This is a genomic window from Sphingomonas profundi (genome assembly GCF_009739515.1).
GTDB classification, from domain to species: domain Bacteria; phylum Pseudomonadota; class Alphaproteobacteria; order Sphingomonadales; family Sphingomonadaceae; genus Alterirhizorhabdus; species Alterirhizorhabdus profundi.
The window spans coordinates 4405510-4430284 of the sequence record NZ_CP046535.1; the positions used below are offsets into that span (position 1 = coordinate 4405510).

The window sequence follows — 24775 nt, forward strand, 5'->3', positions numbered from 1 at the left end:
TCCCGAACCGTTCCGTCGGAGGTTTCGTTGATCCGATGGCTGATCCGCTCGATCCTAGATCACCGCTTTACCTCCGACGCCATGGAGATCGCTGAGGCATGGTCAATCGTCCCGCCGCTCTTTAAAAGTTGGATTGCCATCGGCCGGCCCCTTTGAGATATCGTCCGAGCATCGACCGCTGCTCAATAGCGAAGATTGTTCGATCGATGTGAGCGGGCCCGTAAGATCAACGGTGCCTCGGGCCGAGTCTGCCTCGGCTAAGTAGCGGTTGCGAAGGCCGTCTCGACCGAACAACTGGCTCGATAGAGACCCGACTAGAGCATGTTCTGGAGTGGTGGAGTTTGTTGCTGCCCGTTCTGCCGCTGCGATAGCCGCGCGTACGTCATAGTTCACGACATCAAGCGTCGCTCTCGCGCTCTCTGAAGTGGCACCGCGATCGAAGCTGACAAATCCAATCTTGCCATCGATTCCTCCACGCGATCCTGCCTGGCCCGGCCGAACAGCCGATGATATGGCTCCATGCGACGTGCTCGCGGTGATCGAGCCCGCTACGTCAGTTCCGACAGAGGTGCTATCATCGGCTGTTCGTGCGATGCTGCGCTGCCACCCGGTCTGAGTCATGACTGGATGCCATGCAGGGGCGCCGGGTCGTCGTGTCGGGCGGTGGTACCGGCATCGGCAAGGCCACGGCGATGCTGTTCGCTCGGCTCGGCGCGGAAGTCGCTATCTGCGGCCGGCGGATGGAGCGGCTGGCTGCGTCCGCCGCTCTCATAGAAGCGGCGACCGGGCGCCGGATACTCACCCGCGCCATGTCAATCCGCGACCCGGAGGCGGTCGCCGCATTTGTCGGGGAGGTGCACGATACGCTCGGCGGCATCGATGTTCTCGTCAACAACGCCGGCGGCCAATTTCCGCAAGCCTCGATTGATCTCACGCCAAAGGGCTGGCTGTCGGTAATCGACACCAACCTTAATGGCACCTGGTGGATGATGCAGGCTGCGGCGCGCGAATGGCGAGATCGCGGCCAGCCGGGCAGCATCGCCAACGTCGTGTGCTTGGTCGAACGCGGCTCGCCCCAGGTCACCCACACCATAGCGGCGCGCGCGCGGGTGATCTACGCCTCGAAATCGCTCGCGCTCGAATGGGCGCCGTACAACATACGGGTCAATTGCTTGGCGCCGGGCGCGATCAGCACCGAGGGCTTTCGCATGTATCCTGAAGAAGCGCTGCGGCATATGGCCACTGCCAATCCGATGAAGCGCGCTTCCGATGCATTCTCCATGGCCGAGACGCTGGTCTACATGGCGTCGCCCGCCGCCGATCTCATGAATGGCGCGGTGATGACGGTGGACGGTGGAATGACAATGTGGGGTGTGGGCTGGCCGGCCGGCAGACCGGCCTATTTCGCGGGTGGCGAGTGAACGTGGGCGAACCCTTGGCGCAACGCCGGCCGGTCATCATTGGCGTCGCGCAACTCACGATATCACGCGGCGCGCAGCCAGGGCCGGAGCCTCTCGACATGTGGGCCGATGCCGCGCAGGCGGCCGCGCGCGACGCCGGGATCGATCCCGGGCTGCTGGCGCACGCTGGCGCGGTGCTCGTTACCGATTGCATGAGCTGGCGATACGACGATGCCCCCGGGCGCCTCGCCGGGCGGATCGGCGCCCCCGATGCGCGGCTGATCGCCGGCACGCCCAGCGGCACCTCCGGCCAGACCCTGGTCGACCAGGCAAATGCGCTCGTCCGAAGCGGCGCAGCCGATCTCGTCCTCGTCGCTGGTGGCGAGGCGATGGCGACGAGACGCCACTACCGCCTTCTAGGCGAGACACCGCCGTGGCATCATGCGCACCCCGACGGCCCGGCCCCTGCATTTGACCTGCAGGCACACCAGCACCCCGCCGAAGCAGCTGTCGGCCTTCTGGACGGGATCGGGGCGGTCTACGGCTTCGCGATGCGCGACGTTGCGCGACGTGCCCATCTTGGCATCGCGCCCGACGTGTATCGCGCGCTGCTGGGCGAGACGATGGCAGGAATGACGCGGGTCGCTGCGCGTAATCCGGACGCCTGGTTCCCGGTCGAGCGTACGCCAGCAGCGCTCATCACGCCCTCTGCCGACAATCGCATGATCGCCTATCCCTATACCAAGAATATGGTGGCGATCATCGATGTGGACATCAGCGGCGCGATCCTGATCGCGTCCGAGCGATGGGCTGAGGCGCATGGCGTCGCGACGACGAAGCGAATTTACCAGTGGGCGAGTTGCCATGCCGAGGATCCGGCCTATATCGCCGTGCGGCCAGAGTTGTGGCGTAGCCCGGCGATGGCGGCCGCAGCCGGTGCGGTACTCGATGCGGCAGACCTGACGATCGAGCGGATCGATCACCTCGATTTATACAGCTGTTTCGCTTCGGCCGTAAATTTCGCGCGGGATGCACTGGGAGTGACGGATAGACCGGGGGATACGGTAACCTGCACCGGGGGCCTGCCTTACGCCGGTGGCCCGGCAAGCAGCTACATGCTTACCTCCATCGTCAAGATGGTCGAGCGACTGCGTGCGGAACCCGGCAGTCGGGGTATGGTGAGCGGGGTCGGCATGATGATGTCGCATCACGTCTTCGCACTCTACTCGACCGATCCGCCGCCCGCAGGTCTGATCCAGCCCGACGCTGCCGCGGTGCAGCGCGCGCTCGCCCAAATTCCAGAGCTGCCGATCGAAGACGGCTATGGCGGACCTGCGACAATCATCGCCTATACCGTCGTGCACGATCGGGACGGCGCAGCCAGCCACGGCATCGCCATCTGCGACCTGCCTGGCGGCGCGCGCACTTATGTCCGGATTTTAGATGCCGCGCTTTTGGCCCGAGCTGAGGCAGAGGAGTTTGTCGGCTGCACCGTCGACATCACCGCCGGCGAACGTATCGGCACGATCGTGAGCGCCGCCGAGCAAAAGGGTTAGCCACACAAGGCGCCGGTTATCCCGCCGCGTTTCGGCTACGATCACATGATGATGTTGTAATTATATCGATGCAGTCGGGTTATCCTGAGAATCGCGAAATCGTCGAGCCCCTTTAGCAAACGAATGGTGCCATTGATGAAGTCGTCGAACTCATCGACCGTCTTCGAGAGCACGACTGCGTGGACATTGTACGGCCCGGCGATGTGCGAAACGCTGATGATGCTATCGTTTGCCGATAGCTTGATCAGTGTCGCTTTCAGATGCGGAGGCGATACCCGTAATCGCACATCCGTCCGTACCGCGTAGCCCATGGCCTGCGCATCGCATACGGTGACTATTTCGAAGCCAGCCAATTTGATCAGTTTGCCCAAGCGATACCGCACCGCCGTATCCGAAACGCCCAGCTCGCGCGCCAACGCCCGCACCGGCTGTCGACCATCCCTCTCCAGCGCCGCCACGATACGCGCGCCCAGATCGCGTGATAGCGGCGCTGGCGGGGTCGGCAATTCAAGGCTGCCAATATATTTGTAACGCCGCTGCATCGCCATTATCGGCAGGAGCGACATTTGCGCGAGGCAGGCGACGCTACGCTGTATTTCTTCGGGGATTTCGCCAAGGTGGCGCAGATCCCTGGCTCGCAGATACGCGACGATCTCTGGTCTTCGCGCGGTTTCGTAAGCGGCAATGACGTCGCCAACCGCTGACAGCGCGCCAGACACTTCGGCGATTTTCCGTGGATCGTCGACATGAATGTCGACGAGCGAAAGCACAGTGTAGCCGTTCGTGCCCAACGCCCGCTGGCGTGCCACTACCTTGATGACGCGACGATCCTGCAGGCTGCGAATCCGCGATGCTACCGTTGCTTCCGACAGCTGCAATTGACGAGCCATGACCTTGATCGATCCACGCGGATCCTTGCTCAACAAGCCGATCATAGCTTGATCCACATCATCCACGAACCTGGCCCTTTTTGCCTGCGAGAGGATTTTACCGCTGATGGCTTATCTTACAACAGAAGCTGCGCAAGGCAGCTATGCGTTTCGAGCCAGAATGCGACGATCTCTATCGCAATCCTCAATTTACTCTCAAATCAACCGGTAGTATCAACGTTGTCGTACGCAGTTTAATCAAACTCAAGCTTTAAGGTCTCTCTCAACTATAGACCAGCGGCAGTCCATCAATGTGGATGGTGACGGCGAGACTGAATGGCGTCTCGATCGATGATTGCTGGCGAGAGTCACTAAGTAAATTCTGCAGAGAGACATAATACGGTCTGTCGAACGATAAAAACGGAGGGGGGACTATTATGCGCATTGTCGACGGAAAGCGCACGCGCGTTTTCGGGCGGGTTCTGCGACACGGAACGATGCTTATGACGGCGTTTGCCTTGCCTGCCACTGCCCGGGCGCAGGAAGCGGCCGATGCGGCCGACGGTATCGCTGCCGCATCGGGCGAGATCGTCGTTGTCGCACGCAGGCGCGCCGAAACCTTGCTCACTGTGCCAGTAACCGTCTCTGCCGTCACCGGAGAGCAGCTCAGCGCGCGTGGCATCACCAATCTGGAAGGTGTGGCCCGAACGATCCCGGGCCTCATTCTAGCGGAAGCGGCGGGCGCCCAGCAGGGCGGCGCGATCGCTCTGCGGGGCATCGGCGCTGCCGATGGCAACACCTTCGGTGATCAAGCGGTCGGCTTTTACATCGATGGCGTGATCGTCGCCCGATCCAGTCCGCGCAAGATGTCCGAGTTCGATCTACAACAGATCGAAGTATTGAAAGGACCGCAGGCACTTTACTATGGCAAAAACAGCCCGGGCGGCGTCGTCGTCATCCGCAGCGCCGATCCTACCGATCGGTTCGAGGCCGGCGGGCGGGTGGGCTATGAATTCGTCGGCGACGAAATTCGCGGCGACGGCTTCGTCTCCGGCCCGATCGCGGACAATCTTGGTCTGCGCGTCGCCGCCAGCGCCGCCGACATCAACGGATGGACCAAGAATATCGCGACCGCCGATCTTCTCTATTCGCCAACCAGCCGCACATCGCCTTCGGCACGTGAGTACAACACGCGCGTCACGCTGAAGCTGCTGAACGAGGAGCCGTTCGGCGCACGGATCAAATTTGGCTACGGTTATCTCAAGAACGATGGCTTTGCCGCTAATTCGCAGCTCGTGTCATGTCCGCGCGGCTTCCCCCAGGAAGGGCCGGCTGGTCCGAACGAATGCAAGCCCGATGACCGGACGGTGCGCTCCAATCTTGGTACCCGCTTCACCACCGGCGGCACCAATACGGTTACCGGCGCGACGATTCCGCCCGATCCGTACTTCCGCGATGGCGTGCCGTTCTCAAAATGGAACCAGTATCTCGCCAGCCTGGAGCTTGGCTATTCGATCAATCAAAATCTGCGCCTGACATCAACCACCGGATACTACAATCTCGGCCTAAAATCGCTGGACGACTATTATAATCATGACCCATCGTTTCCTTTCAACCCACTTCTTGGCCCAGCTTCCGCCAGCGGCTTTCTCGGCTCGGTGGTCAACCTGAAGATTCGGGAACTGTCGGAAGAAGTCCGTCTCACCAGCAGTTTTGACGGGCCGTTCAACTTCATGGTTGGCGCCTACGGTCAGGATCAGCGCGTCGAGCAGCTCAACATCGCGACCGCCAATGCGGTCAATCCGGTGAATATCTTCGTCCCGGCGCGTGCCGTGCAGAAGGGCACGTCTGCCTCCGCGTTCGTCAGCGGCACCTACAAGATCACGGATACGCTGGAGCTGTCGGGCGGAGTACGTTACTCGCACGAGCGCAAGAGGGCCTCTTACTATCGCGTCTTCGCCGGCACGCTGCCCGCCTCGCAGGGGGGTGGCGCGTATGTGGCAGGCGCGCAGGTGCCCACCATCCGGCCCCGCCGCAGCTTTGACAACTATTCGCCCGAGGTGGTCCTGAACTGGCGCCCAAGCACGACAGTCACGTTTTACGGTGGCTGGAAGCGTGGCTTCCTCTCCGGCGGTTTCAACGCGGCGAGCGGCGGGAACAATGTCGCCACCTTGCCCGATCGAAGCTATGATCAGGAGACGGTGGAGGGCTTCGAAGGCGGCTTTAAGGGCCTGCTGCTCGACGGAGATCTGCGCACCAATCTCGCGCTTTATACCTATAAGATTAATGGCCTGCAGACTGCCCGGATCGACCCGACCAATCTGGCTAACGATCTCCGCAATGCCGCAACCGCGCGCTCGAAGGGCGCCGAGTTTGACGTGACCTGGCGCACGCCGCTGCGCGGCCTGTCGCTCAACGGCGGTGTCGCTTACAACGACGCGCGCTACCTGAAGTACAACGACGCCCCCTGTTATGGCGGTCAGAGCGTCGCCGCCGGCTGCAACCGCGGCTTCAACGCCAACGTGAACCGCTTCTCGCAACAGGATCTGTCCGGCGCCCGTCTGGTGCGCGCACCGAAATGGGGCTTCACGCTGGGTGGAGATCATGAGACGCGGCTTGCCAACGGCGACACGATCAACATCACCGTCGGCAGCACCTATTCGAGCCGGATCTTCACCGATACCGGGAACTCCCCCGGCGGCGTGCAAAAGGGCTACTGGCTGCTCGATACCTCCGCCCGCTACGTGACAGCCGGCGGCATCGAGATCGCGCTGATCGGGCGCAACCTCACCAACACTTATTACTTCCAGCGATCGGCCGATGTGCCATTCGGCGGATCGCCCGCCGGCGCCGTCACCTCGACCCGGCCGGACACGAGCGCTTCGATCAGCCGTGGCCGTGAACTGTGGGTGCGGCTGGGCTTCAAGCTGCCATGAACATCCGACCAATCCAGAGCGATACCGCCGCCCATCAATGCCGCGCGGCCACCAACGGAGTTACCGCATGAGCGAGGCTTACTTGAAGGGTGTTCGGGTGATCGAGATGGCCAGCTGGCACACCGCGCCGATGGCTGCCGCGATGTTAGGTGATTTGGGCGCTGACGTCATCAAGATCGAAGCGCCGCAGGGGGACGAATACAGGGTCGGTGGCACCTCGCGCGCCGGCTTCTCGATCGGCTTCATGATGGCCAACCGCAACAAGCGCTCGATCATGCTCGATCTAAAGGATCCGGCGCAGCAGGCAATCGCCTATCAGCTGATAGCGAAATCAGATGTGCTGGTCCACAATCTGCGACCGGGAACGATGGAACGTCTTGGCTTCGGTGCCGATCGCCTGCGGGGCGAATTCCCGGCGCTGATCTATGCCTCGATCTCGGGCTATGGGCCTTCCGGGCCGCGCTCGGCCGACCGCGCGTTCGATCCGATGATCCAAGGGATGACGGGCATGGCCCATCTCCAGAAGAATGCCGAGGGACGGCCGCAGCTCATCAAGACACTGGTGGCGGACAAGGTGGTGAGCCCGATGCTGGCGCAGGCGCTGTGCGCGGCGCTCTATCGTCGCGCCATCACCGGCAAGGGCGCGACGATCGAACTGGCGATGCTCGATGGCCTGATCTGGTGGATGTGGCCGGATGCGATGGCGAACCACAGCTTCAGGGGCGAGGGCGTCAGCCTAGGCGCCGATATCTCCGAAGCGGATTTCGTCGCGCCGACACTCGACGGCCACATCGTGTTGGCGCCGCATATGCAGAGCGCCTGGCAGGCCTTCCTCGCGTTGGTCGAGCGGCCCGACCTTGCCGCCGATCCGCGCTTCGCCACCATGCGCGGGCGCATCGGCAATCTGCGGGCGTTCAGCGGCGCGATACAGGGGAGCATGACGGACAAGACGACAGCGGAATGGTGTCGGCTGCTGGCGGCGGCGGATATTCCGTGCGCGCCGGTATATAGTATCGGCGAAGTAGCGGATGATCCGCAGGTGGCGTGGAACGGCATCCTCGAAGACGTCGATCATCCGGTGGCGGGTTCTTATCGAGGCCCGATGGCGCCGGTGGTGTATGACGGCACGCGCACCGGGACATGGCGGCACGTTCCTTCGATCGGCGAACATACCGACGAGATCCTGCGCGAATTTGGCATCGTCAGCGTCGGAGATCAGAACGGATCGCACCGATAAGCAGACGATGCCCCGCAATCCCGCCAGTGCTCGGAGATGTCAAGATGATAACACTTTATCACGCCGCCACGACGCGCAGTTTTCGCATCTACTGGCTGCTCGAGGAACTCGGCCTCGCCTATGAACGCAAGGAGATAAACTATTACGAGGGCGAGCGGCATGGCGAGACATTCCGCGCGATCAACCCACTCGGATCCTTTCCGGTCATCGCTGACGAGGGCTTCATACTGATCGAGTCCGGCGCGATCATCAACTATATTCTCCGGCGCTATGGCGCCGGCCGTTTCCAGGCGCCCCCCGGATCGAGGGACGAGGCGCTGATCGATCAGTGGATGTACTGGTCCGAATCGCTGCCAGCGATTCATCAGCGCGCTTTCTGGGATCATTGCGCCCCGCCGCCCGGCTGTTGCGACAATCCGATCCCCTCGGTCGGGCGCGAGGGCAAGCGCGCCTTCATCAAGACGCTCGACATCCTCGAACGCGATCTGCGCGAAGATGGTTTCGCGGTCGGCGATGAGCTGACTGGCGCGGATTTCATGCTGAGCTTTCCGCTGTTCCTGGCCGATTTCGACAATTGGCTCAAAAATCATCCCAAGGTGAAGGCCTATACCGATCGCATCGCCGCCCGCCCCGCATTCCGGACGGCCGTGCGCGATACGATTGACATGTGCGTTCAGCTGTATCCGCCACGCCCGCCGAGGTTAGCCGCGGCTGACAAGTGATACGAAAGGCAGCGTTGTGACGGACGCGAGCGATCGAGACCTGCGGGCCGGGCTGGAGGGCATCGGCGTATATCGGTCGCATGCGCCCCAGTCCATCAACGCCGCCGATGTCGCCAGAGGGTGCCACGCTTCCAGGATGGCCTTCCGATCTATCAGGATGCTGCCGCTAAGGCGCGGCGGGAATTTGCCGGCGCGGTCGCGCTGCCGTGTATGCTGCAAAGCTGGATGCCGGTATTCCGACATGACGCGCCCGGCGAAAAGCCGCATCGGCGGCATCAGGCGCGCGATCTTCCACCGCCACGTATACGACGCGATGATCGCCACCAACCTCGACTTCACGTTTGATCGCTCTCTCCAGCTCGGCGATCGCATCTCGGTGGAGGAACGGATCAAGCACGTTCTCCCCCGCAAGGCGACTGAATTTTGTGATGGGCACTTTGTTACCAGCGTGAACCACTACACCGCCTCGATAGGCGGGCCGGTCGCATCGGTTGGCGTTCGCGTCCTGTATTGTCGCGCCGCGCCGCGCGACTTGCTCGCCCTCCAGCCGGATCGATCGCCGCTACCGGACCGCGCCACCAATCGCACGCCCGACGCGACGATCGCGATCACCCCGACCCTGATCGTCACCTACGTGCTCGCCGGCTACGACTATGCGTCGGTACATCACGACTACCGGCCGGCGCATGCGCGAGGACAGCCGGATATCATCACCAACATTTCGATCACCGCCGGACTGATCGCGCGGGAAGTCGTCGGCGTCGTCGCTCGCGGCTCGTCCCGTCGCGCGCTGTCGTTGCGGCTTGGCACGTCCAACTTCCTCGGCGACCGATTGCATCTACATTCCTCTCCCAGTGGTGAATCACGCCTCCGGCGCCAGAACGGCCTTGGCGGGTATGGCCGTGCGATCACCTTGTTGGGAGACCCGGCATGACCGGCTGTGCCAGAACATGGCTCGTCACCGGTGCCGCCTCAGGGCTCGGCGCGGCGATCGTCGCGCACGCGCTAGCCTGCGGCGACCGGGTCGTCGCCTGCGCGCGGTCAATCGAAGCGATTGCGCCGGGCGATCCAAGCCGCCTGTTGGCGCTGCGGCTTGATGTGAACGAAGCGGGTGCGGCGGAGGCGGTGGTCGCCGCCGCGATCGCCCGCTTTGGCCGCATCGACGTGTTGGTCAACAACGCCGGCTTCGGCGTAATGGGTACGCTCGAGGAGACGCCGCAGGTCGAGTATCGCGCGATCATGGAGACCAACTTCTTTGGTCTGGTCGAAGTGACGCGGGCGGTGCTTCCGTCCATGCGCGCGGCTGGCGGCGGGATAATCGTGAACGTCAGTAGCGTTGCGGTGCTGCGGCCCCGGGCCGGCTTTTCGGCGTATGCGGCATCCAAAGCGGCGGTCGAAGCCTTTTCTGACGCGCTCGGGCGGGAAGTCGCGTCGTTCGGCATCGGGGTCCTGATCGTCGAGCCAGGCGCACTCAAGACCGGCTTCACCCGCCGTTCGCTTCGCATCATGCCCCGCCTGCCGGCGTACAGCGCGGTGATGGATCCGATGCGTGAACGGGTGATGGCGGCGGACGGCCACGGCGGCGACGCACGTCGGGCCGCCGCCGCGATCGATCGCGCTATCGCCATCAGGCCGATCCCCGTTCGGCTGCAACTCGGCCGTGACGCGCAGGATGCCGCGATCGAAAGCCGGGCGGTGCTCATGGCTGATCTCGTACTGTGGCGCGACTTTGGCATTCTCGATAGCAGGGAAAACTAAGCTATGGACGACGGATCCGAATTCATTCGCATTCTCGGCCTGTACGGGGTCGCTGTCGACTTCCGGCGTTGGGATCTGTTCGACCGGATATTCACCGGGAATGTCTCGGCGGACTATTCCGGCGCGGTGTTCGACGGGCTTCTCGCCTTCAAGGTGGGAGCGGCGGCGGCGTGGGCCGTGTTCGATGCCTCTCAGCACGCGATGATGAATCCGACGTGGACGATATCGGGCGATACCGCGCGATCGTTGACCTATGGTTCCTGGTATATCGAACGCCACGGCCTTCCTGACGGCGACATATGGGAAGGGCGCGGCTGGTATGACGATCGCTGGGTGCGGGCTGCTACCGGCTGGCGCATCGCCGCCCGGCGCAATCGCGTGCTCTCGTCATCGGGCAATCCACAGGTGCTCTACGGCATTACTCCCACCCCAAGGAGCGTGCAGGTGCGGTCGCCGGCAGAGGCGGCGGCCGCCGGCGAGGTGGCATTCCTGCAAGGCGACGATCTTGTCGGTTACGCCGGTTAAAACATAGGCGTATAAGTACGGGAGACGCATATGGCGGAACTGACGGGGAAGGTTGCGCTGGTTACGGGCGGCGCGTCGGGGATCGGTCTGGCGATCGCGCGCGCAATGGCGCGTGAGGGCGCGCGTGATTGTCACTGACATTGATCGTGAGAAAGGGGAAGCCGCGTCCGCCTGCATCGGTCGAGAGGCACGGTTCATTCACCAGGATGTCGGCGACGAAAATCGCTGGCGCGAGGTCGCCGGTCAGGTTGGAAGCGAACATGGTCGGCTGGACATACTCGTCAACAACGCAGGTCTGGTTGAATATGGATCAGTCGAGGACTGCTCCCTCGCCAGCTTCCGCCGGGCGACGAACGTGATGGTCGAAGGCGTATTCCTCGGCAGCAAGCATTCGATCCCGCTGATGGCGGCTGGCGGCGGCAACGGCTCGATCATCAACATCTGCTCGATGGGATCGCATCTCGGTTTCAGCAATATCATCGGCTACGTCGCCGCCAAGGGCGCCGTGCGATCGATGACCAAGTCGATCGCGATCCACTGCAAGGCCAAACGGTACAGGATCAGATGCAATTCGATCCATCCCGGCAAGATCCACGGCGGTCTGGTCGACGAACAGACCACCGCGGAACTGGCCGACGCGCGTGACAACAGCTTCGATGTCCTCCCGGGGCTGGCTTATGGCTCGCCGCGTGACATCGCCGAACTCAGCCTCTACCTCGCCTCCGATCGATCGCGGTATATGACGGGCGCTGAACTGATGATCGATAACGGCTACACGATCACGCCGGTTAGGTGACACCGATGAAGGTCCGTCCCGGCACGTCAGATTGCATCGCAGGGACAGTGCAGCGACGGAATCAGCCTTAGAACGACGACACGGCGCTTTCTGGCGGACCAAACAAAGAGCGCGCACGGACGACCCGTAAGCCGAGCGCTAGGAGTGAGCCAAATGTTGTCGTTTCCTGCCCATCCCGATGCCCGCAGCTACGCTCAATATGGCGGCGCACCCAACGGGCGGAGCAACTTCCACCGCCTGTTTGTGCCCTATCGACAGTTCCAGATCGCCATGTTGCGAGCGCCAGACAAGCTCGCGCTGGTGAGCCCGTTCGATGATCGCTACAGCTTTGCCGAGCTGGACAAGCTCATTCGCGACCTTGCGAGCGGGATGCGCAATCTTGGCGTGCAGCCGGGGGAAGCTGTATGCGCTAGGATCGGCAACCACTGGATGCAGGTGCCTTGGTTCCTCGCGCTGATGCGGTTGGGCGCGGTCTTCATGTCGATCAGTAAATATCTAACGCCGGTCGAGGCGGACTACCAGCTTGATCAGGCGCGTCCGCGCCTGATTGTAGGCGAGGGCGGCGTAGACTTTGACGACCTCATCGCTGCGGCAAGCGACGACCCCGTAGCTCCCCATGCCGACGAATGGGCGCCGTCGCACATCCGCTTTTCGTCGGGAACAACCGGCAAGCCCAAGATGATGCTGGTCAATCAACGCGCCAATGCCGCGAATGCCAAGGTGATCGAGGACGTCATGCGGCTTGACGAACAGGATCGACACCTGTTGGTCGGCCCGCTGAGCCACGCCGGCCTTCATTATGCTCTGCCGACGCTCAACGTCGGTGGAACCGTGTTCATCAAGGAAGCCTTCGATAAGGCAACCTTCTGGGCCGACTGCCGCAGACACGGCATTACCAGTTCGATGGTCGTGCCGACGATGCTTGCCACAGCGCTCGACTACGAAGGGGATGCGCCGACGCTGCAGAAGGTCGTCTCTCTTGGCGCCTCTCTCGCGCCTACGATAAAGCGGAAGCTGCTCGCCCGCTTTCCACACCTCGGCCTCTATGAACTCTACGGATCTTCGGAGGGAGGATCGACCACCTGGCTGCTTCCGCACGATCAATTGCGAAAGCCTTCGTCGTGCGGTCGAGCTTATGGCGGTCAGGAAATCCTCGTTGCCGACGATGCGGGGGACCGGGTTCCCGCAGGAACGATCGGGAACGTCTATGTGCGAGGGCCGATGGCCGTTACCGCCTATGTCGGCGAGGTGCCGCCGCCGGCGATCCCGGAAGCGTTGCAGCGCGAAGGCTGGGTTACCGCCGGCGATGTTGGCTTCCTTGATGAAGAGGGTGATCTGACGATCGCCGATCGGCGTGTGGATCTGATTCTTTCCGGTGGATTGAACGTCTATCCAGCTGAAGTCGAGGCAGTGCTCCTCGGCGTCGCCGGCATCATTGATGTGGCTGTCGTTGGACTTCCCGACGACCGATGGGGGCAGGTTGTCAGCGCCTTCTATGTCGGTGACGTAAGCGAGGCTGCGGCACTGGCTGCTTGCCGTCAGGAACTCGCATCTTATAAAGTTCCACGTAATATGACGAGGGTCGATGCGCTACCTCGAACTTCCAGTGGAAAAACCTCACGTCGTATGGTCAAAGAGATGTTCTCAAAGGCATAGAGTTACAAAGATACATGTCTAATCGTTGACGCTAGGCATTTGTGCAGGCGGGTGGAGACGGCGTAGCAGATTAGACGCATTCGCCGACGCTTGGCTGAGGTGGATCGACCGGTCACGGATGGGACATGGTGGCATTTGCGGAGCGGGTCGCTGCGATCCAGCTGTCTTTTTACAAGCCTAAGCAGCGACCGTCGCTTTGATGAGAATCGCGCGAAGCTCGTCCTCGGTCACGATCTCGATCGCGGCGCGTTCCGCTGCGACTCCTGGGCGCGGCGACGGGAACGCTCGCAGGGCGAAGCGGCCGAACGGCTGATCCTGGCAACGACGAGCATCGTGGCTGTCGTGCCGGCAGATGCGATTACGCCCGCCCGATCCTGCGAGCCACATCCCGGGCGACCCGTCGCGCGGCGCGCCGAGGATTGCGCAATCCGAGGGAGCGGGCGAGCACGTTGGGCCGATGTCTCGGCAGCTCGGGCCCGGCGCGTTTCGCCACGCGCATGCTGTCGGGCCAGACCGTCTCGCTTATCTCGCGCCAATGCAGGCGGCGTCGAGCGCATCCTCGTCGAACAAGGATGCGCCACCGTCGTCCTACCGCAGAGGCCCGCCGGCGCGATCAGATGATCCGAAGTGCAGATTCACGCGGTGAAGCCGCCGTCCGCGACCAGCATGCTGCCGGTCGAAAAGCTGCTCATCGGCGAGGCGAGGAACAGTGCGGCCTTGGCGATCTCGTCTGGCTGACCGTGCCGCCCCATTGGGATCATCGAGTTCATCAGCGCGGTCGCGTCGCCACCGCCGATCAGCGGGCTGAACGCGTCCTCGATCGCGGTCTGGAAGCTGTTGTCGATCGGGCCTGGATGCAGGCTGTTCACGCGTATGTCGCGCGGCGCCAACTCCTTCGCCATCGATCGCATCAGGCCCACCTGCGCGTGCTTGGCGGTGGCATAGGCGTAGACGCCCGGGCTGCCGCCCAATCCGGCCACGCTGGACATCAGGATGATGCTGCTTCCCTTGCCCATATGCGGCACCGCATGTTTCGCGCCGAGGAAGCTGCCGCGTACATGCACCCGGTACACTGCGTCCATGGCGTCCTCGGGGTAATCCTCGATGCCGCCGATCGGTCCGGCATTGCCCGCATTACAGACAAGTACATCGATCCTGCCCCATTTCGCCACCGCCGCATCGACATAGGCGCGGGTCTGTGCGGCATCGCCGACATCTGCGGCCTGCGTGATGACGTCACCTGATCCGAGCTGTTCGGCCGCACCCGCCAAGGCCTCGTCCTTGAGGTCGACGAGCAGAACCTTCGCGCCCTCCGCCAGATAGAGACGGGCGATCGCCAGCCCGATGCTGCCGGCTCCCCCGGTGACGATGCAGACCTTGTCGAGCAGGGTAGGGGGGGTCATGTGATTGTACCTTAGCAGCGGGACGTCAGGCGGTCGAAGCGGCGTGCTATTCGGGGACGAGGGCGATGACGCGCTGTTCCAGCACGGTCCGGTGCGGCCGGATGCCTGCCCGGCAGGAAGGCGCGGGCAGGCAAACGGTTAGTCGTTGATGCCCATCGCCCGGATATAGGCTTCGTGGAAGTGCCGGATGCGGATCTCCTGCTTGGTGGCCAGCATGGGCCGCGCCATCGCCGGATCGGCCGCCTTCATGCCCTTATGGACCTCCTCCATATTCTCCATGTCCTCGTCCATGATGTAGCCGACCTGCCCGGTTTCGGGGAAGTCGCGGCCCTGCTGGTCGAAGCCGATCCATGTCGTCTCCGCGCATGGCGGGCGCGGCGCGCCCGGCGGCACGGCTTGAAGGAAGCGGATCTCCATCACGCACTCGTCCGGGCTGTCGCCCAGCGGGGTGAAATTATACCACCATGGCAGCCCTTCGCCCCACCAGGGGAAGAAGGACGGGAAGGCGAACCACTGGTGCATGTCCACCAGATAGGAGTTCGACCGGTCGCGGAAATCGATCCCGGTCTGCGCCAGATACCGCTCGGCGATCTTCTCGGCGGCGTAGCTGCGTCCCTCCGCCGTGCTGGCGCCGACACCTTCGGGCGGCATCGGCAGGCCATAGGTATTGCAGAACAGTTCGAGCGAGAGGCGCGGCGTCACCTCGTCCTTCACCCAGCCGTCGGGCACGAGCGCGGGGGTGATCAGGCGGCTGACGGCAGCCTTCGGGTCGTCCCAGCAGTCGGTCTGCGTGTAGGTCGATCCGAAGATCGGCATGCCCGACGGATGGGTGGTGAGGACGTGATAGCCTTCGAGGAACGCCTCGAGGCCCGATTTCCAGTTGATCTTCACCTTCTTCTTGATGCGCACCGCCGTATAGCGGTCTTCCTGCGGACAATCGTCGAAGTGGCCCGGCATCACACCAAGGGAGTCGGCCAGCGGCGCGGCGCCCATGTCGGGATTGATGAAGACGTTGCCGCCCCACACGTCGCACTGCACGGGGCGCAGGCCCACGGTGCCGATCTGCAGGCCGGGGAACTCCTCCTCGCGTGGAACCCAGGTCAGCTTGCCGTCCAGGCCATAGCTCCATGCGTGGAACGGGCACTGGATCATGTCGCCTGATTCCGGCGTGTCGCCGCACAGGCGACGCGCGCGGTGCCGACAGCTGTTCCAGAAGGCCTTGAACGTCGTCTCGGTCGCGCGGACGATCAGGAAGGAGAGAGAGCCGACATCGTAGGCCACGCGATCGCCGAGGTTCGGAATATCCTCGGCGCGGCAGGCTACCTGCCAGCAACGCTTCCAGATCTTCTCCACTTCGTCCGGAACGTATTTCGCGTCGAGATAATATTTATAGGCGAGCGGCCGGTTGGTGGGCTGGTGCGTCCCCCGGTCGGCAACCGTATCCGGCACCTCCTCGCCGGAGTTCCTTAAATACAGTTCGTAGTCCGGCATGTCCTTGAACTGCGTGCCGTGCGACGCACGGACGTAGCTCTTGTTGCCATATTTGGTCATGTCGAAGGGGATGTCGTTCATCTTTCCTGATCCTCAGCCATTACGGTGGATCGACGCAGACCTTCGCCATAGGCCGTGGCGTATTCCACTTTATCTTCGAGAACTTCCGACGCTCGCGGCCGGTTTGCACGCTTCATGGGAATTTGGTGACTGATATCTACCATCGGGTGGGGGAGCGCGGAAGCGCAGGCTTGACTGTAGATGATCGTCAAAATGTCTCTCAGGGAAGGTTTGCGCTTTTGTCGCGCCGCGGACGGAAGCGAGGATGCCTCGCCATCCCGACGTCGGTCTCGCTATGCCGCGTCCGGCCTCGCGCCGTCGAAGAATATGTCGGTCAGCAGCAGGCTATCGAGATATTCGTGCGATTCGAATATCTTGCCATCACGTATATAGAGCAGGAAGTGGTAGCGGTTGCGGTACGGTTTGCCGGAGACATGGATCGCGTCGGAATGGGCGACGATGGCCACGCGATCCTCCTCCGCGGTCATTACGTCCACGGTGATCCTGAGCCCGGTTTCCGGAAAGATCTGCGGCAGGCTGGCGATCATCCCGCGGATGGCTTCGCGCCCGCGCGTTTCAGGCGGCAGCATCGTATGGCTTTGCAGCACGATCGCCCCATCCTCGGTGAACAGCGCCGCCACCGCGTCGGCATCGCCCTGCGCGATCAGATCGAGATAGCGGGCGGCGATCGCCTTGTTGGTGTCCAGGTCGGTCATGCTGTTCTCCTGTCGGTGGATCAACGTCGCGGGCCACGGCCGAAGAAAGCGGGCGCAACGATCTCGCCTTCCTGCTCGATCTGGCGAACGGTGTAAGCGCGAATGGCCGCCCTCGCCGCGCGGTAGGCGGGGTCGTCGCGCCGAGTGTCGCGTACCCGCTGAAGGAAGGCGAGCGCGACATGCAGCGTCTCGCGCAGGACGGCGGCATCGGCGGCAAGCTCGTCCAGCGCACGGTAGCGGGCAGAGTCCGGCGGCGGCAACATGCCGAGCGTATCGGCGATCCCGTCCGCCATCGCACTATCTCCCACGCCTGCGAGATAGCCGCGCAGGTCGATCAGCAGGCGTTGCAACGCGGCGATGTCGTCGACCAGCGTCTGCCCCTCACGCTCCACGCGCACACGGACGAAGTTCAGCAGGTGGCGCACGGTGGCGAGGGCGCTGCGGCCGCCGACGTCACCGACGGACGGCGCCACCTTCTCGGCCAGCGTGGCGTCGATCGTGCGCAGCAGATCGGTGACGGTCACGATCGTCATAGCGGCGCCTCGATCGTCTCGTGCAGTTCGGCCAGCGCCGCGGCGGGCGGCGGATCGGAGAGGCCCATCGCGGCGATCAGGCCGCGCCGGCAGATATAGCCCACTTCGGTCGCGGTCCACGCCTGCCGGATCTCGGCCAGCCGGGGCTGGTCGCGCACCGATCCGCCGGCCTTCTCGCTCATCGCGATCAGCCGCATCGCGCGCAGCACGCCGTAGAAGCGCACCGCCTCGATCGAAACGGTGGCGCCCCCGATCGAGCGATAATATGCGATCGCCTGCTCCATCCCCCAGATCTTCCGACCGTCGCGCTCCAGTTCCGGGGCGAGATACTGCATGAAGGCGAAATCGGCCGCGGGATCGCCGATCGATGCTTCCTCCCAGTCGCTCATCGCCACCAGCCGGCCTTCGCGAAACACCTCCTCGCCGAAGCCGTTCGTCCCCTTGCACAGGGCGATGCATGGCGCGACGGGGGCGGTGTCGTGCAGCCACTCGGCTACCTCCAGCATCACCGGCATGCCGTTGCCGCGCACCTGATCGAACTGATCCATCACCGTGTCGATGTAGCGATGCGCGCAGTCGGCTTCGTCTCGCGGCACGGGCAGGCGATCGCCGAAACCCAGGCCGCGCCAGTCCACCTCGTGGACTATGGCGAGAGCGCGCAGATGCTCCTGCGAGATCGCGATGCGCAATGCGTCGTGCGTCGGATCGGGATCGAGGAAGCCGGGGATGTTCCAGCTGCCCTCCACCTTGCGGCGGACGTAGAAGGGGGTGGCGGTCCACGCCGGATCCTCTTCCCAGAACAGCACGGGGGCCACCGGCACGGCGGTGTGGCCAAGCCGTTCGTACATGAAATGCTCCTGCGCCAGCGAGGTGGGCTCGATGCTGCCCGCCGCCAGATCCGCGCGAAACACCAGCGTTTCGTCTTCTGCCGGCGAGGTGGGCCGGCTGATCCGCACGAACCACGTCTGCCGCGATGTGCCGCGCGAGAAGCGCTCCACGTCGTGAACCCGCACGGCCTCGCCCAGCTTGTGGGTGAGATAGCGTGCGAGATGGGCGGGGGTGAAATCCATCGCCGGACCTATGAGAAGCCGTAAGGTCGGTAGGCGCCGTTGATGAACAGCTCGATCTGCCCGGCGCCGACGCTCGTCGATCCGTCAGGCGCGTAGGTCGTGATCCGCGAGAGATACTCTACGCCGTAGATCGGCGCGCTATAGTCCGCGCCCTGCCTCATGCTGTCCGGCTGGTTCTTGCCCGCTGAGCCATAGGGCGTGAAATCGAACGGCTGCGCGCTAAAATCGAAATGATCCCACTCGGTCGCGAGCGCTTCGGAGCCGTGATAGCTGTGAAATGTCCCGCCATCCTTCCAGCTGCCCGGCGTATAGCCCATCGTCTGCGTCACCCACGGGGGCGAGGCGGTCTCGAACACCTGCCGCCATGCCCGGCCATGCTCGTCCGTGAGGTTGAGCGTGGCCGATTTCAGCAGCTTCTTGCCCGGCTCGAACACCAGCGCGTGCGAACCGGCGGCAAGCGTCACCGCCTCCGCGTCCCATCCCTTGCAGATCCGGCCGGCGAAGGGTGTGCCGAACACATCGTTGAACTTGCGCTGCACGCCATCGGCATCCTCGTGCAAGTGATAGAAGCCCGAATAGTCGCCGGTCCTGAAAACCGTCCAGAAGCGGAGCGCCCGCACCGGGCCGTCCTCCCGGCGCGGCGGCAGCCAGCGCGGGTCCGGCGCGATCGGCGGCCGCTCGACATAGAGGCCCCAGCTGTGATCCCGCACGGCGACCCAGCCGTCCGCGCCCACGTCCCAGCGACGCCCGGGCCATTGCAGCCAGCCTTCGGCGGCGCCAGGCTGGGAGTAGCGACGCTGGTCCGTCGTGCGGCGCCCGCGACTGATAGCCGTGTGATGCTCTTCCAGGAAAGCGGGGGATGTGCCTTTCCACAGGAAATCGAAGGCGATGCCGCTGCCATTCTCATCGAGAACCAGCCGGATCACCTTGAGCGGCTCGATGATCTCGACACGGAACGGCCCCACCGAAAGCGCAAATTCTCGGCGCCAGCAGCGGCTGAAGCGGAACGTACGCTGCACGCCCGCCACGTTGATCAGCGCATAGCCGCCGATCATGTCGGTATTCGGGTTGATGCGGAACCCGGTGCAGAACATCACCTGCTCGTCCGGATTCATCACCGCGAAATAATAGCCCTCATCCCAGTTCAGATCGGTTGAGGGGATGTGGCTGAACGGCTGCGGCGCCTGATGGACGGGGAACTCGTCATAGGGCGTCAGGATATCCACGATCGTTCCTTTCGGGCGGTCTGCTCCAGTGGCGCGGTCTTACGAGGAAGGTGCGGAGCGGCCGGCTGATCGGTCGCCCGCATCCCCGCTACCACCACGCTTGGTCGCTCCAGAAACACGGCGCGCGGCCGCCAAATGCAGTGCTATCTTCCGCCGCGGCTCTGCGACATGCCCGTGACCGTCACGCGGCTTATGCTGGGGCGCAACCGCCCTTCGCCCGGTCGTTATCGCTTGAACCACCGGCCGGCCGGCCGGAAAAGACCCGGCGTCCGCACGATAGATCGACGAAAGACACGGCCGAATGACAATGCCCGCCTGGCTCGACGGCCGCCTCCGCCTACCGGCCATCGCCTCGCCGATGTTCATCGTCTCGCAGCCGGAGCTCGTGCTGGCGGAATGTCGCGGCGGTATCGTCGGCGCCTTCCCGTCGCTGAATGCCCGTCCACCCGGCACGTTCGAGGCATGGCTCCGCCGCCTCCGGCGTGAGCTGACGGACGGTGACGCTCCGTTCGCGGTCAACCTGATCGTGCATCGCACCAACGCCCGGCTGGAGGAGGATCTGGCCCTCTGCGTGCGTTACGAAGTGCCGATCGTCATCACCTCCCTGGGTGCGCGCGCCGATGTGAACGATGCGATCCACGGCTATGGCGGTCTCGTCCTGCATGACGTGATCGACGACCGATTTGCCCGCAAGGCGATCGAAAAGGGGGCGGACGGGCTCGTCGCGGTCGCTGCCGGGGCAGGCGGCCACGCTGGCACGCTCTCGCCGTTCGCGCTGGTGCAGGAGATCAGGGCGTGGTTCGATGGCCCGCTAGCCCTATCCGGGGCGATCGCCACGGGTGGCGCCATCGCCGCGGCGCGCGCCATGGGGGCAGATCTGGCCTATATCGGCTCCGCCTTCATCGCAACCGAGGAGGCCAATGCCGAGCAGGCCTACAAGGATATGATCGTCGCAAGCAGCGCCCGCGACATCCTCTATTCGCCGTTGTTCACCGGCGTGCACGGCAATTATCTGAGACCCAGCATCGTGAAGTCGGGCCTCGATCCGGATAATCTGCCGGACACGGCGGGATCGCAGATGAGCTTCGGCGACGCGAGCGGCGGCCGCAAGGCCTGGCGCGACGTGTGGGGCTGCGGGCAGGGCATCGGCGCCGTGAATAAGGTGGTGCCCGCCGCCGCGCTGATCGAGCGTCTCGCCACCGAATATCACGCCGCCCTGCGGCGGCTGGCCGCCTGAGCCTCGCCGGAGACGGGCAATCGGAGGAGATCGACGTGAAGCGTTACGAACTGGCCGCGCCGGCGACGCTGGAGACCCTCGCCTTCGTCGAGCGGGATCCGCCTCGTCCGGCCTCGGGCGAGGTACTCGTTCGCGTGCGGGCGACGTCGCTGAACTTTCACGACTATCTCGTCGTCACCGGGATATTGCCTGCCGCTCCCGGCCGCGTGCCGATGTCGGACGGCGCAGGGGAAGTGGTCGAGGTCGGCGCGGATGTCACCGCCTTCCGGGTTGGCGATCGCGTGATCGGGACCTTCTTTCCCGACTGGCCGGATGGGCGGCCGAGCGCCGCACATGCGAGCCGAATGCGCGGCGATCAGGTCGATGGTTTCGCCAGCGAATATGTCGCCCTGCCGGAGCGGGACTTCACGGCCGCCCCGGCCGGGCTGAGCGATGCGGAAGCGGCCACGCTGCCATGCGCGGCGCTCACCGCCTGGCGGGCGCTGGTGGTGGAGGGCGGCATCAGGCCGGGCGATCGGGTGCTGGTGCAGGGCAGCGGCGGGGTATCGATCTTCGCCGTCCAGTTCGCCAAGCTCGCAGGGGCGACGGTGATCGCCACCACCTCGTCCGAGGCGAAGGCCGAGCGGCTGAAGGCGATCGGCGCCGATCATGTGCTGAACTATAACGAGACCCCCAAGTGGGGCGCCGCCGCCAGGAGGATCAGCGATGGCGGCGTCGATCATGTGGTCGAGGTTGTCGGCGGCGATCTGGCGCAATCGCTTACCGCCCTGCGCGTCGGCGGGCGTCTGAGCCTCGTTGGGGCGCTCAGCCGGCAGCCGATCCAGTTCGCCGCGATGTACGCGATCGGCGCGAACGCGCGGATCACCGGACTTACGGTGGGCAGCCGGCAGCATCAGCGGGATATGGTGCGGGCGATCGAGGTCGCCGGCCTGAAGCCAGTGATAGACAGCCGCTTCCCGCTGGCGGACCTTGCCGGCGCGTTTCGTCATCAGGCGGCGCAGGCGCATTTCGGCAAGATCTGCGTCACCCTGTAATCGGCGGCGTCGTGCCGCCTCGCCGTCGACGCACTCGCTAACCCGTACGGGCCAGCCGTCGCCCGGCGAGATACAGGTGGATCGCGCTCCACAGCAGGATCAGGCTGATCGCCACCATGCCGGCGCGAATGCCAGTGGCCGATGCGGCCTGGCATGCGGTCGCGAGCGCCGCCGCCGGTTCGTGGCAGGCGACGGCGAAGCCTTGCCGCGGATCGCCGTCGAACGCGGCGGCGGAAACCCGATCGCTGACCAGCCCGATGAGCGGCGGACCAAAGCCGAGGCCGACGAGATTGATGATGAGGAACAGCACGGACGCCGCCGTGGCCCGCATTCGCGCATCCACCATCGCGTGCACCTGCGCGAATGTGGGGGCGATATAGGTATAGATGCAGGCGGTGCCGGCCATAAGCAGGATTGTCGCCGGCAAGAGGCCACCGGTTGCGAAGCCCAGCACGAAGCAGGGCGTGGCGGCCAGCATCATTGCCGCGGGGATCCACCCGTAGGTGCGCACGTCGCGCCGGCCGTAGCGGTCCGCCGCGAAGCCGCCGAACAGGGTGCCGATGCCGGCGGCGGCACCGTTCACCAGACCGGCGATCAGCCCCACCTGCCCGATCTCCAGCCCGTGTGCGCGGATCAGGAACGATGGCAGGAACGCCGCCACGCCATAGCCCACCAGCACCACCAGCGAGGCACCGGCGGCGAACTGGCGGAAAGCCGCGTTGCCCGCCAGCAGCCGTAAAACGGTGAGCGTGCCCGGCGGGCGCGTATCGAGCGGCGTCGGATCGAAGCGGCCGCGCGGCACATGTGGGATCAGCAGCAGCACCAGGCCGACCAGCACGAAGCCCAGCGGACCGAGCACCAGGAACGCCGCCCGCCAGCCCCACAGATGCGCCAGCCACCCGGCCAGCGCCGCGCCAAGAAAGGCGCCGACCGGAACGCCGAACGTATAGATCGCCAGCGCCCGCCCGCGCCGCTCCGGCGGAAACAGGTCGGCGATCAGCGAATGGGAGGCGGGATTGCCCCCGGCCTCGCCGATGCTCACGCCCACGCGCGCGATCAGCAGATGCGCATAGGTCTGCGCCAGCCCGCACAGCAGGGTCATCAGCGACCAGAAGAACAGGCACGCGGCGATGATGCGCGAGCGGCTATGATGTTCGGCCAGCCGCGCGACCGGCAGGCTCATGGTGGAATAGAGGATCGCGAACACCGGCCCGCTGAGCAGACCCAGCTGCCAGTCCGACAGGCCGAGTTCGTGCTTGATCGGCTCCTGCAACACGCCGAGCGCCGTCCGGTCGATGTAGCTCATCATATAGGTGAGCAGCAGCACGGCCAGAGCGAGGCCGGCCTGTCGCGTGGTGATGCCGGTGGCGTATATCGGCGGGGCGGGCGACAAGGTTCGCTATCCCGCCGGCTGGTCTGGTGTGGCGTCTCCGGCACGGCCGATGGTTCCGCGTTGCTCGCGCAGCAAGGCGAGCACCGCCGCGCCGAGTGGCGACGCGGTCATCGAGAAATTGCCGTCGGTCTGGGAGAGACCAGCGTCGAGCAGCGCATGGAACGCCCACCAGATTTCGTCGGGGAGATGGCCGCGATCGCGGAACGGGAGCGCGAGCAGAGCCCCCCGTTCGCTCTCGCTCAACTCTCGGGCGATCTGCGCAACATAGTCTGGAGACATTGCGGGTTCCATCGGCAGAAGCGATCAGGTGGCGTCGCTTGAGGGAGCGGCGGCGAGATCGTCGAGGAAGCCAATCACCGCCGCCGAGAAACTGTCATTGTCGTCACCCGCCACCATGTGGCTGGCCCCGGCTATGTCCACATGACGAAGCTGTGGCACGATTCGCTTGAACTCCGCGAGCGCCTCGTCCGAGACCATTTCGGAACGCCGTCCGCGCACCAGCAACGCCGGCACCGCGATGCCGGCCGCGGCGTCGCGCAGCTGCCGGGAAAACGTGTCGAGATCGCGCGTGTGATCGAGCAGGCGGGGATCCCAGCGCCAGTACCAGCGGCCGTCGTCTCGCGCGATAAGGTTGCGCTTCAGGCCCTCGGACGAAGCCGGACGAGAGCGCGCGGGATTATAGGCCTGCACGGCGTCGGCTGCCTCGTCCAGCGTGGCGAAGCCGTCCGGCCGGGCCTTCATGAAAGCCTGGATGCGGCGGGATTCAGAGGTGTCGACCGCCAGCGCGATATCCACCGCAACCAGACCGCGAAAGCGGCCGGCATGCTCGCCGCATGCAGTGATCGAGGTCATGCCGCCCATGCTCGCACCGATCAGCACGGGGCGGCTCGCGCAGCCCTCGATCATGCGGAACAGGTCCGCCACATGGCCGTCCGTGCCGTAATCGCCGTCGGGGTTCCACGCGCTCTCGCCATGTCCTCGCGCATCGTAGGCGATCGCCGTCCACCCGCGTTCGGCGAGCACGCGCGCGGTGTCGCGCCAGGCATGACGCGTCTGGCCGCCGCCGTGCAGCAGGATCGCGTCGCCTATCGAGGTGCCCGCCGGCAGCCAGCGTTCCCCGACCAGCCGGTTCGTCTCGTCTCCGGTCACGATCGGCT

General features: G+C 64.4%; 21 protein-coding genes and 1 pseudogene. 12 read left to right on the plus strand and 10 right to left on the minus strand.

The annotated features are described in order from the left end of the window. The first annotated feature begins 632 nt into the window (after positions 1 to 632). A complete protein-coding gene (locus GNT64_RS20835; RefSeq protein ID WP_156681229.1) occupies positions 633 to 1421 on the plus strand; it encodes an SDR family oxidoreductase in 789 nt (262 codons plus the stop codon). A 2-nt stretch (positions 1422 to 1423) separates the two neighbouring features. Next, positions 1424 to 2956 (plus strand): acetyl-CoA synthetase, encoded by a 1533-nt coding sequence (locus GNT64_RS20840; protein ID WP_156681230.1) that lies wholly within the window; start codon positions 1424 to 1426, stop codon positions 2954 to 2956. A gap of 41 nt (positions 2957 to 2997) precedes the next feature. Here GNT64_RS20840 and GNT64_RS20845 read toward each other — a convergent pair whose 3' ends face one another. Continuing rightward, the gene (locus tag GNT64_RS20845; RefSeq protein ID WP_156681231.1) at positions 2998 to 3912 is read right to left on the minus strand and encodes an Lrp/AsnC family transcriptional regulator; all 915 of its coding nucleotides are present in this window, start codon (positions 3910 to 3912) and stop codon (positions 2998 to 3000) included. A 350-nt stretch (positions 3913 to 4262) separates the two neighbouring features. Between GNT64_RS20845 and GNT64_RS20850 the strand changes: the two genes are divergently transcribed. The 8 genes and pseudogenes from GNT64_RS20850 to GNT64_RS20885 all read left to right on the plus strand — a co-directional run bounded on the left by GNT64_RS20850 (position 4263) and on the right by GNT64_RS20885 (position 13455). Then, positions 4263 to 6761 (plus strand): TonB-dependent receptor, encoded by a 2499-nt coding sequence (locus GNT64_RS20850; protein WP_156681232.1) that lies wholly within the window; start codon positions 4263 to 4265, stop codon positions 6759 to 6761. Between the two features lie 106 nt (positions 6762 to 6867). Next, on the plus strand, positions 6868 to 7998 hold the full coding sequence (locus GNT64_RS20855) for a CaiB/BaiF CoA transferase family protein (RefSeq protein ID WP_231639602.1): 1131 nt from the start codon (positions 6868 to 6870) through the stop codon (positions 7996 to 7998). After that, positions 7902 to 8720, plus strand: a complete 819-nt coding sequence (locus tag GNT64_RS20860; protein WP_156681234.1) for a glutathione S-transferase family protein — start codon at positions 7902 to 7904, stop codon at positions 8718 to 8720. The genes GNT64_RS20855 and GNT64_RS20860 overlap by 97 nt, the downstream gene beginning before the upstream one ends. Positions 8721 to 8961: 241 nt before the next feature. Beyond that, a complete protein-coding gene (locus tag GNT64_RS20865; protein ID WP_156681235.1) occupies positions 8962 to 9654 on the plus strand; it encodes a hotdog family protein in 693 nt (230 codons plus the stop codon). Further along, positions 9651 to 10478 (plus strand): SDR family NAD(P)-dependent oxidoreductase, encoded by an 828-nt coding sequence (locus GNT64_RS20870; protein ID WP_156681236.1) that lies wholly within the window; start codon positions 9651 to 9653, stop codon positions 10476 to 10478. Before GNT64_RS20865 ends, GNT64_RS20870 begins: the two co-directional genes overlap by 4 nt. Before the next feature lie 3 nt (positions 10479 to 10481). Beyond that, entirely contained in the window at positions 10482 to 11003 is a 522-nt protein-coding gene (locus GNT64_RS20875) for a nuclear transport factor 2 family protein (protein WP_156681237.1), read from the plus strand. A gap of 105 nt (positions 11004 to 11108) precedes the next feature. After that, positions 11109 to 11799 (plus strand): annotated as a pseudogene (locus GNT64_RS20880) (SDR family oxidoreductase). A 153-nt stretch (positions 11800 to 11952) separates the two neighbouring features. Continuing rightward, a complete protein-coding gene (locus tag GNT64_RS20885; RefSeq protein WP_156681238.1) occupies positions 11953 to 13455 on the plus strand; it encodes a class I adenylate-forming enzyme family protein in 1503 nt (500 codons plus the stop codon). Between the two features lie 635 nt (positions 13456 to 14090). On the opposite strand, the gene GNT64_RS20890 is transcribed toward GNT64_RS20885, so the two are convergent. The 6 genes from GNT64_RS20890 to GNT64_RS20915 all read right to left on the minus strand — a co-directional run bounded on the left by GNT64_RS20890 (position 14091) and on the right by GNT64_RS20915 (position 19954). Continuing rightward, positions 14091 to 14858 carry an SDR family NAD(P)-dependent oxidoreductase gene (locus GNT64_RS20890; RefSeq protein WP_156681239.1) on the minus strand — a complete coding sequence of 256 codons (768 nt, stop codon included), beginning with the start codon at positions 14856 to 14858 and terminating at the stop codon, positions 14091 to 14093. A gap of 138 nt (positions 14859 to 14996) precedes the next feature. Next, the gene (locus GNT64_RS20895) at positions 14997 to 16430 is read right to left on the minus strand and encodes an aromatic ring-hydroxylating oxygenase subunit alpha (RefSeq protein WP_156681240.1); all 1434 of its coding nucleotides are present in this window, start codon (positions 16428 to 16430) and stop codon (positions 14997 to 14999) included. 272 nt (positions 16431 to 16702) lie between these two features. Continuing rightward, complete coding sequence (locus GNT64_RS20900) at positions 16703 to 17125, minus strand: nuclear transport factor 2 family protein (protein WP_156681241.1); 423 nt, start codon at positions 17123 to 17125, stop codon at positions 16703 to 16705. 20 nt (positions 17126 to 17145) lie between these two features. Then, positions 17146 to 17658, minus strand: coding sequence for a hypothetical protein (locus GNT64_RS20905; protein ID WP_156681242.1), 513 nt, complete (start codon positions 17656 to 17658; stop codon positions 17146 to 17148). Beyond that, positions 17655 to 18728 carry a phosphotransferase family protein gene (locus GNT64_RS20910; RefSeq protein ID WP_156681243.1) on the minus strand — a complete coding sequence of 358 codons (1074 nt, stop codon included), beginning with the start codon at positions 18726 to 18728 and terminating at the stop codon, positions 17655 to 17657. The genes GNT64_RS20905 and GNT64_RS20910 overlap by 4 nt, the downstream gene beginning before the upstream one ends. Before the next feature lie 8 nt (positions 18729 to 18736). Next, positions 18737 to 19954 (minus strand): Rv3169 family protein, encoded by a 1218-nt coding sequence (locus GNT64_RS20915; protein WP_197277171.1) that lies wholly within the window; start codon positions 19952 to 19954, stop codon positions 18737 to 18739. A 301-nt stretch (positions 19955 to 20255) separates the two neighbouring features. On the opposite strand from GNT64_RS20915, the gene GNT64_RS20920 reads away from it, so the two are divergent. After that, complete coding sequence (locus GNT64_RS20920; RefSeq protein WP_156681244.1) at positions 20256 to 21191, plus strand: NAD(P)H-dependent flavin oxidoreductase; 936 nt, start codon at positions 20256 to 20258, stop codon at positions 21189 to 21191. Between the two features lie 35 nt (positions 21192 to 21226). Further along, entirely contained in the window at positions 21227 to 22225 is a 999-nt protein-coding gene (locus GNT64_RS20925) for a zinc-dependent alcohol dehydrogenase family protein (RefSeq protein WP_156681245.1), read from the plus strand. Positions 22226 to 22262: 37 nt separating this feature from the next. Here GNT64_RS20925 and GNT64_RS20930 read toward each other — a convergent pair whose 3' ends face one another. The 3 genes from GNT64_RS20930 to GNT64_RS20940 are packed head-to-tail and all read right to left on the minus strand — an operon-like array spanning position 22263 to position 24767. Continuing rightward, the gene (locus GNT64_RS20930; protein WP_156681246.1) at positions 22263 to 23618 is read right to left on the minus strand and encodes a spinster family MFS transporter; all 1356 of its coding nucleotides are present in this window, start codon (positions 23616 to 23618) and stop codon (positions 22263 to 22265) included. A 6-nt stretch (positions 23619 to 23624) separates the two neighbouring features. Next, entirely contained in the window at positions 23625 to 23861 is a 237-nt protein-coding gene (locus GNT64_RS20935; protein WP_156681247.1) for a hypothetical protein, read from the minus strand. 60 nt (positions 23862 to 23921) lie between these two features. Beyond that, positions 23922 to 24767: an alpha/beta fold hydrolase gene (locus tag GNT64_RS20940; protein ID WP_197277172.1), complete on the minus strand. Its 846-nt coding sequence runs from the start codon at positions 24765 to 24767 to the stop codon at positions 23922 to 23924. Positions 24768 to 24775 lie beyond the last annotated feature (8 nt).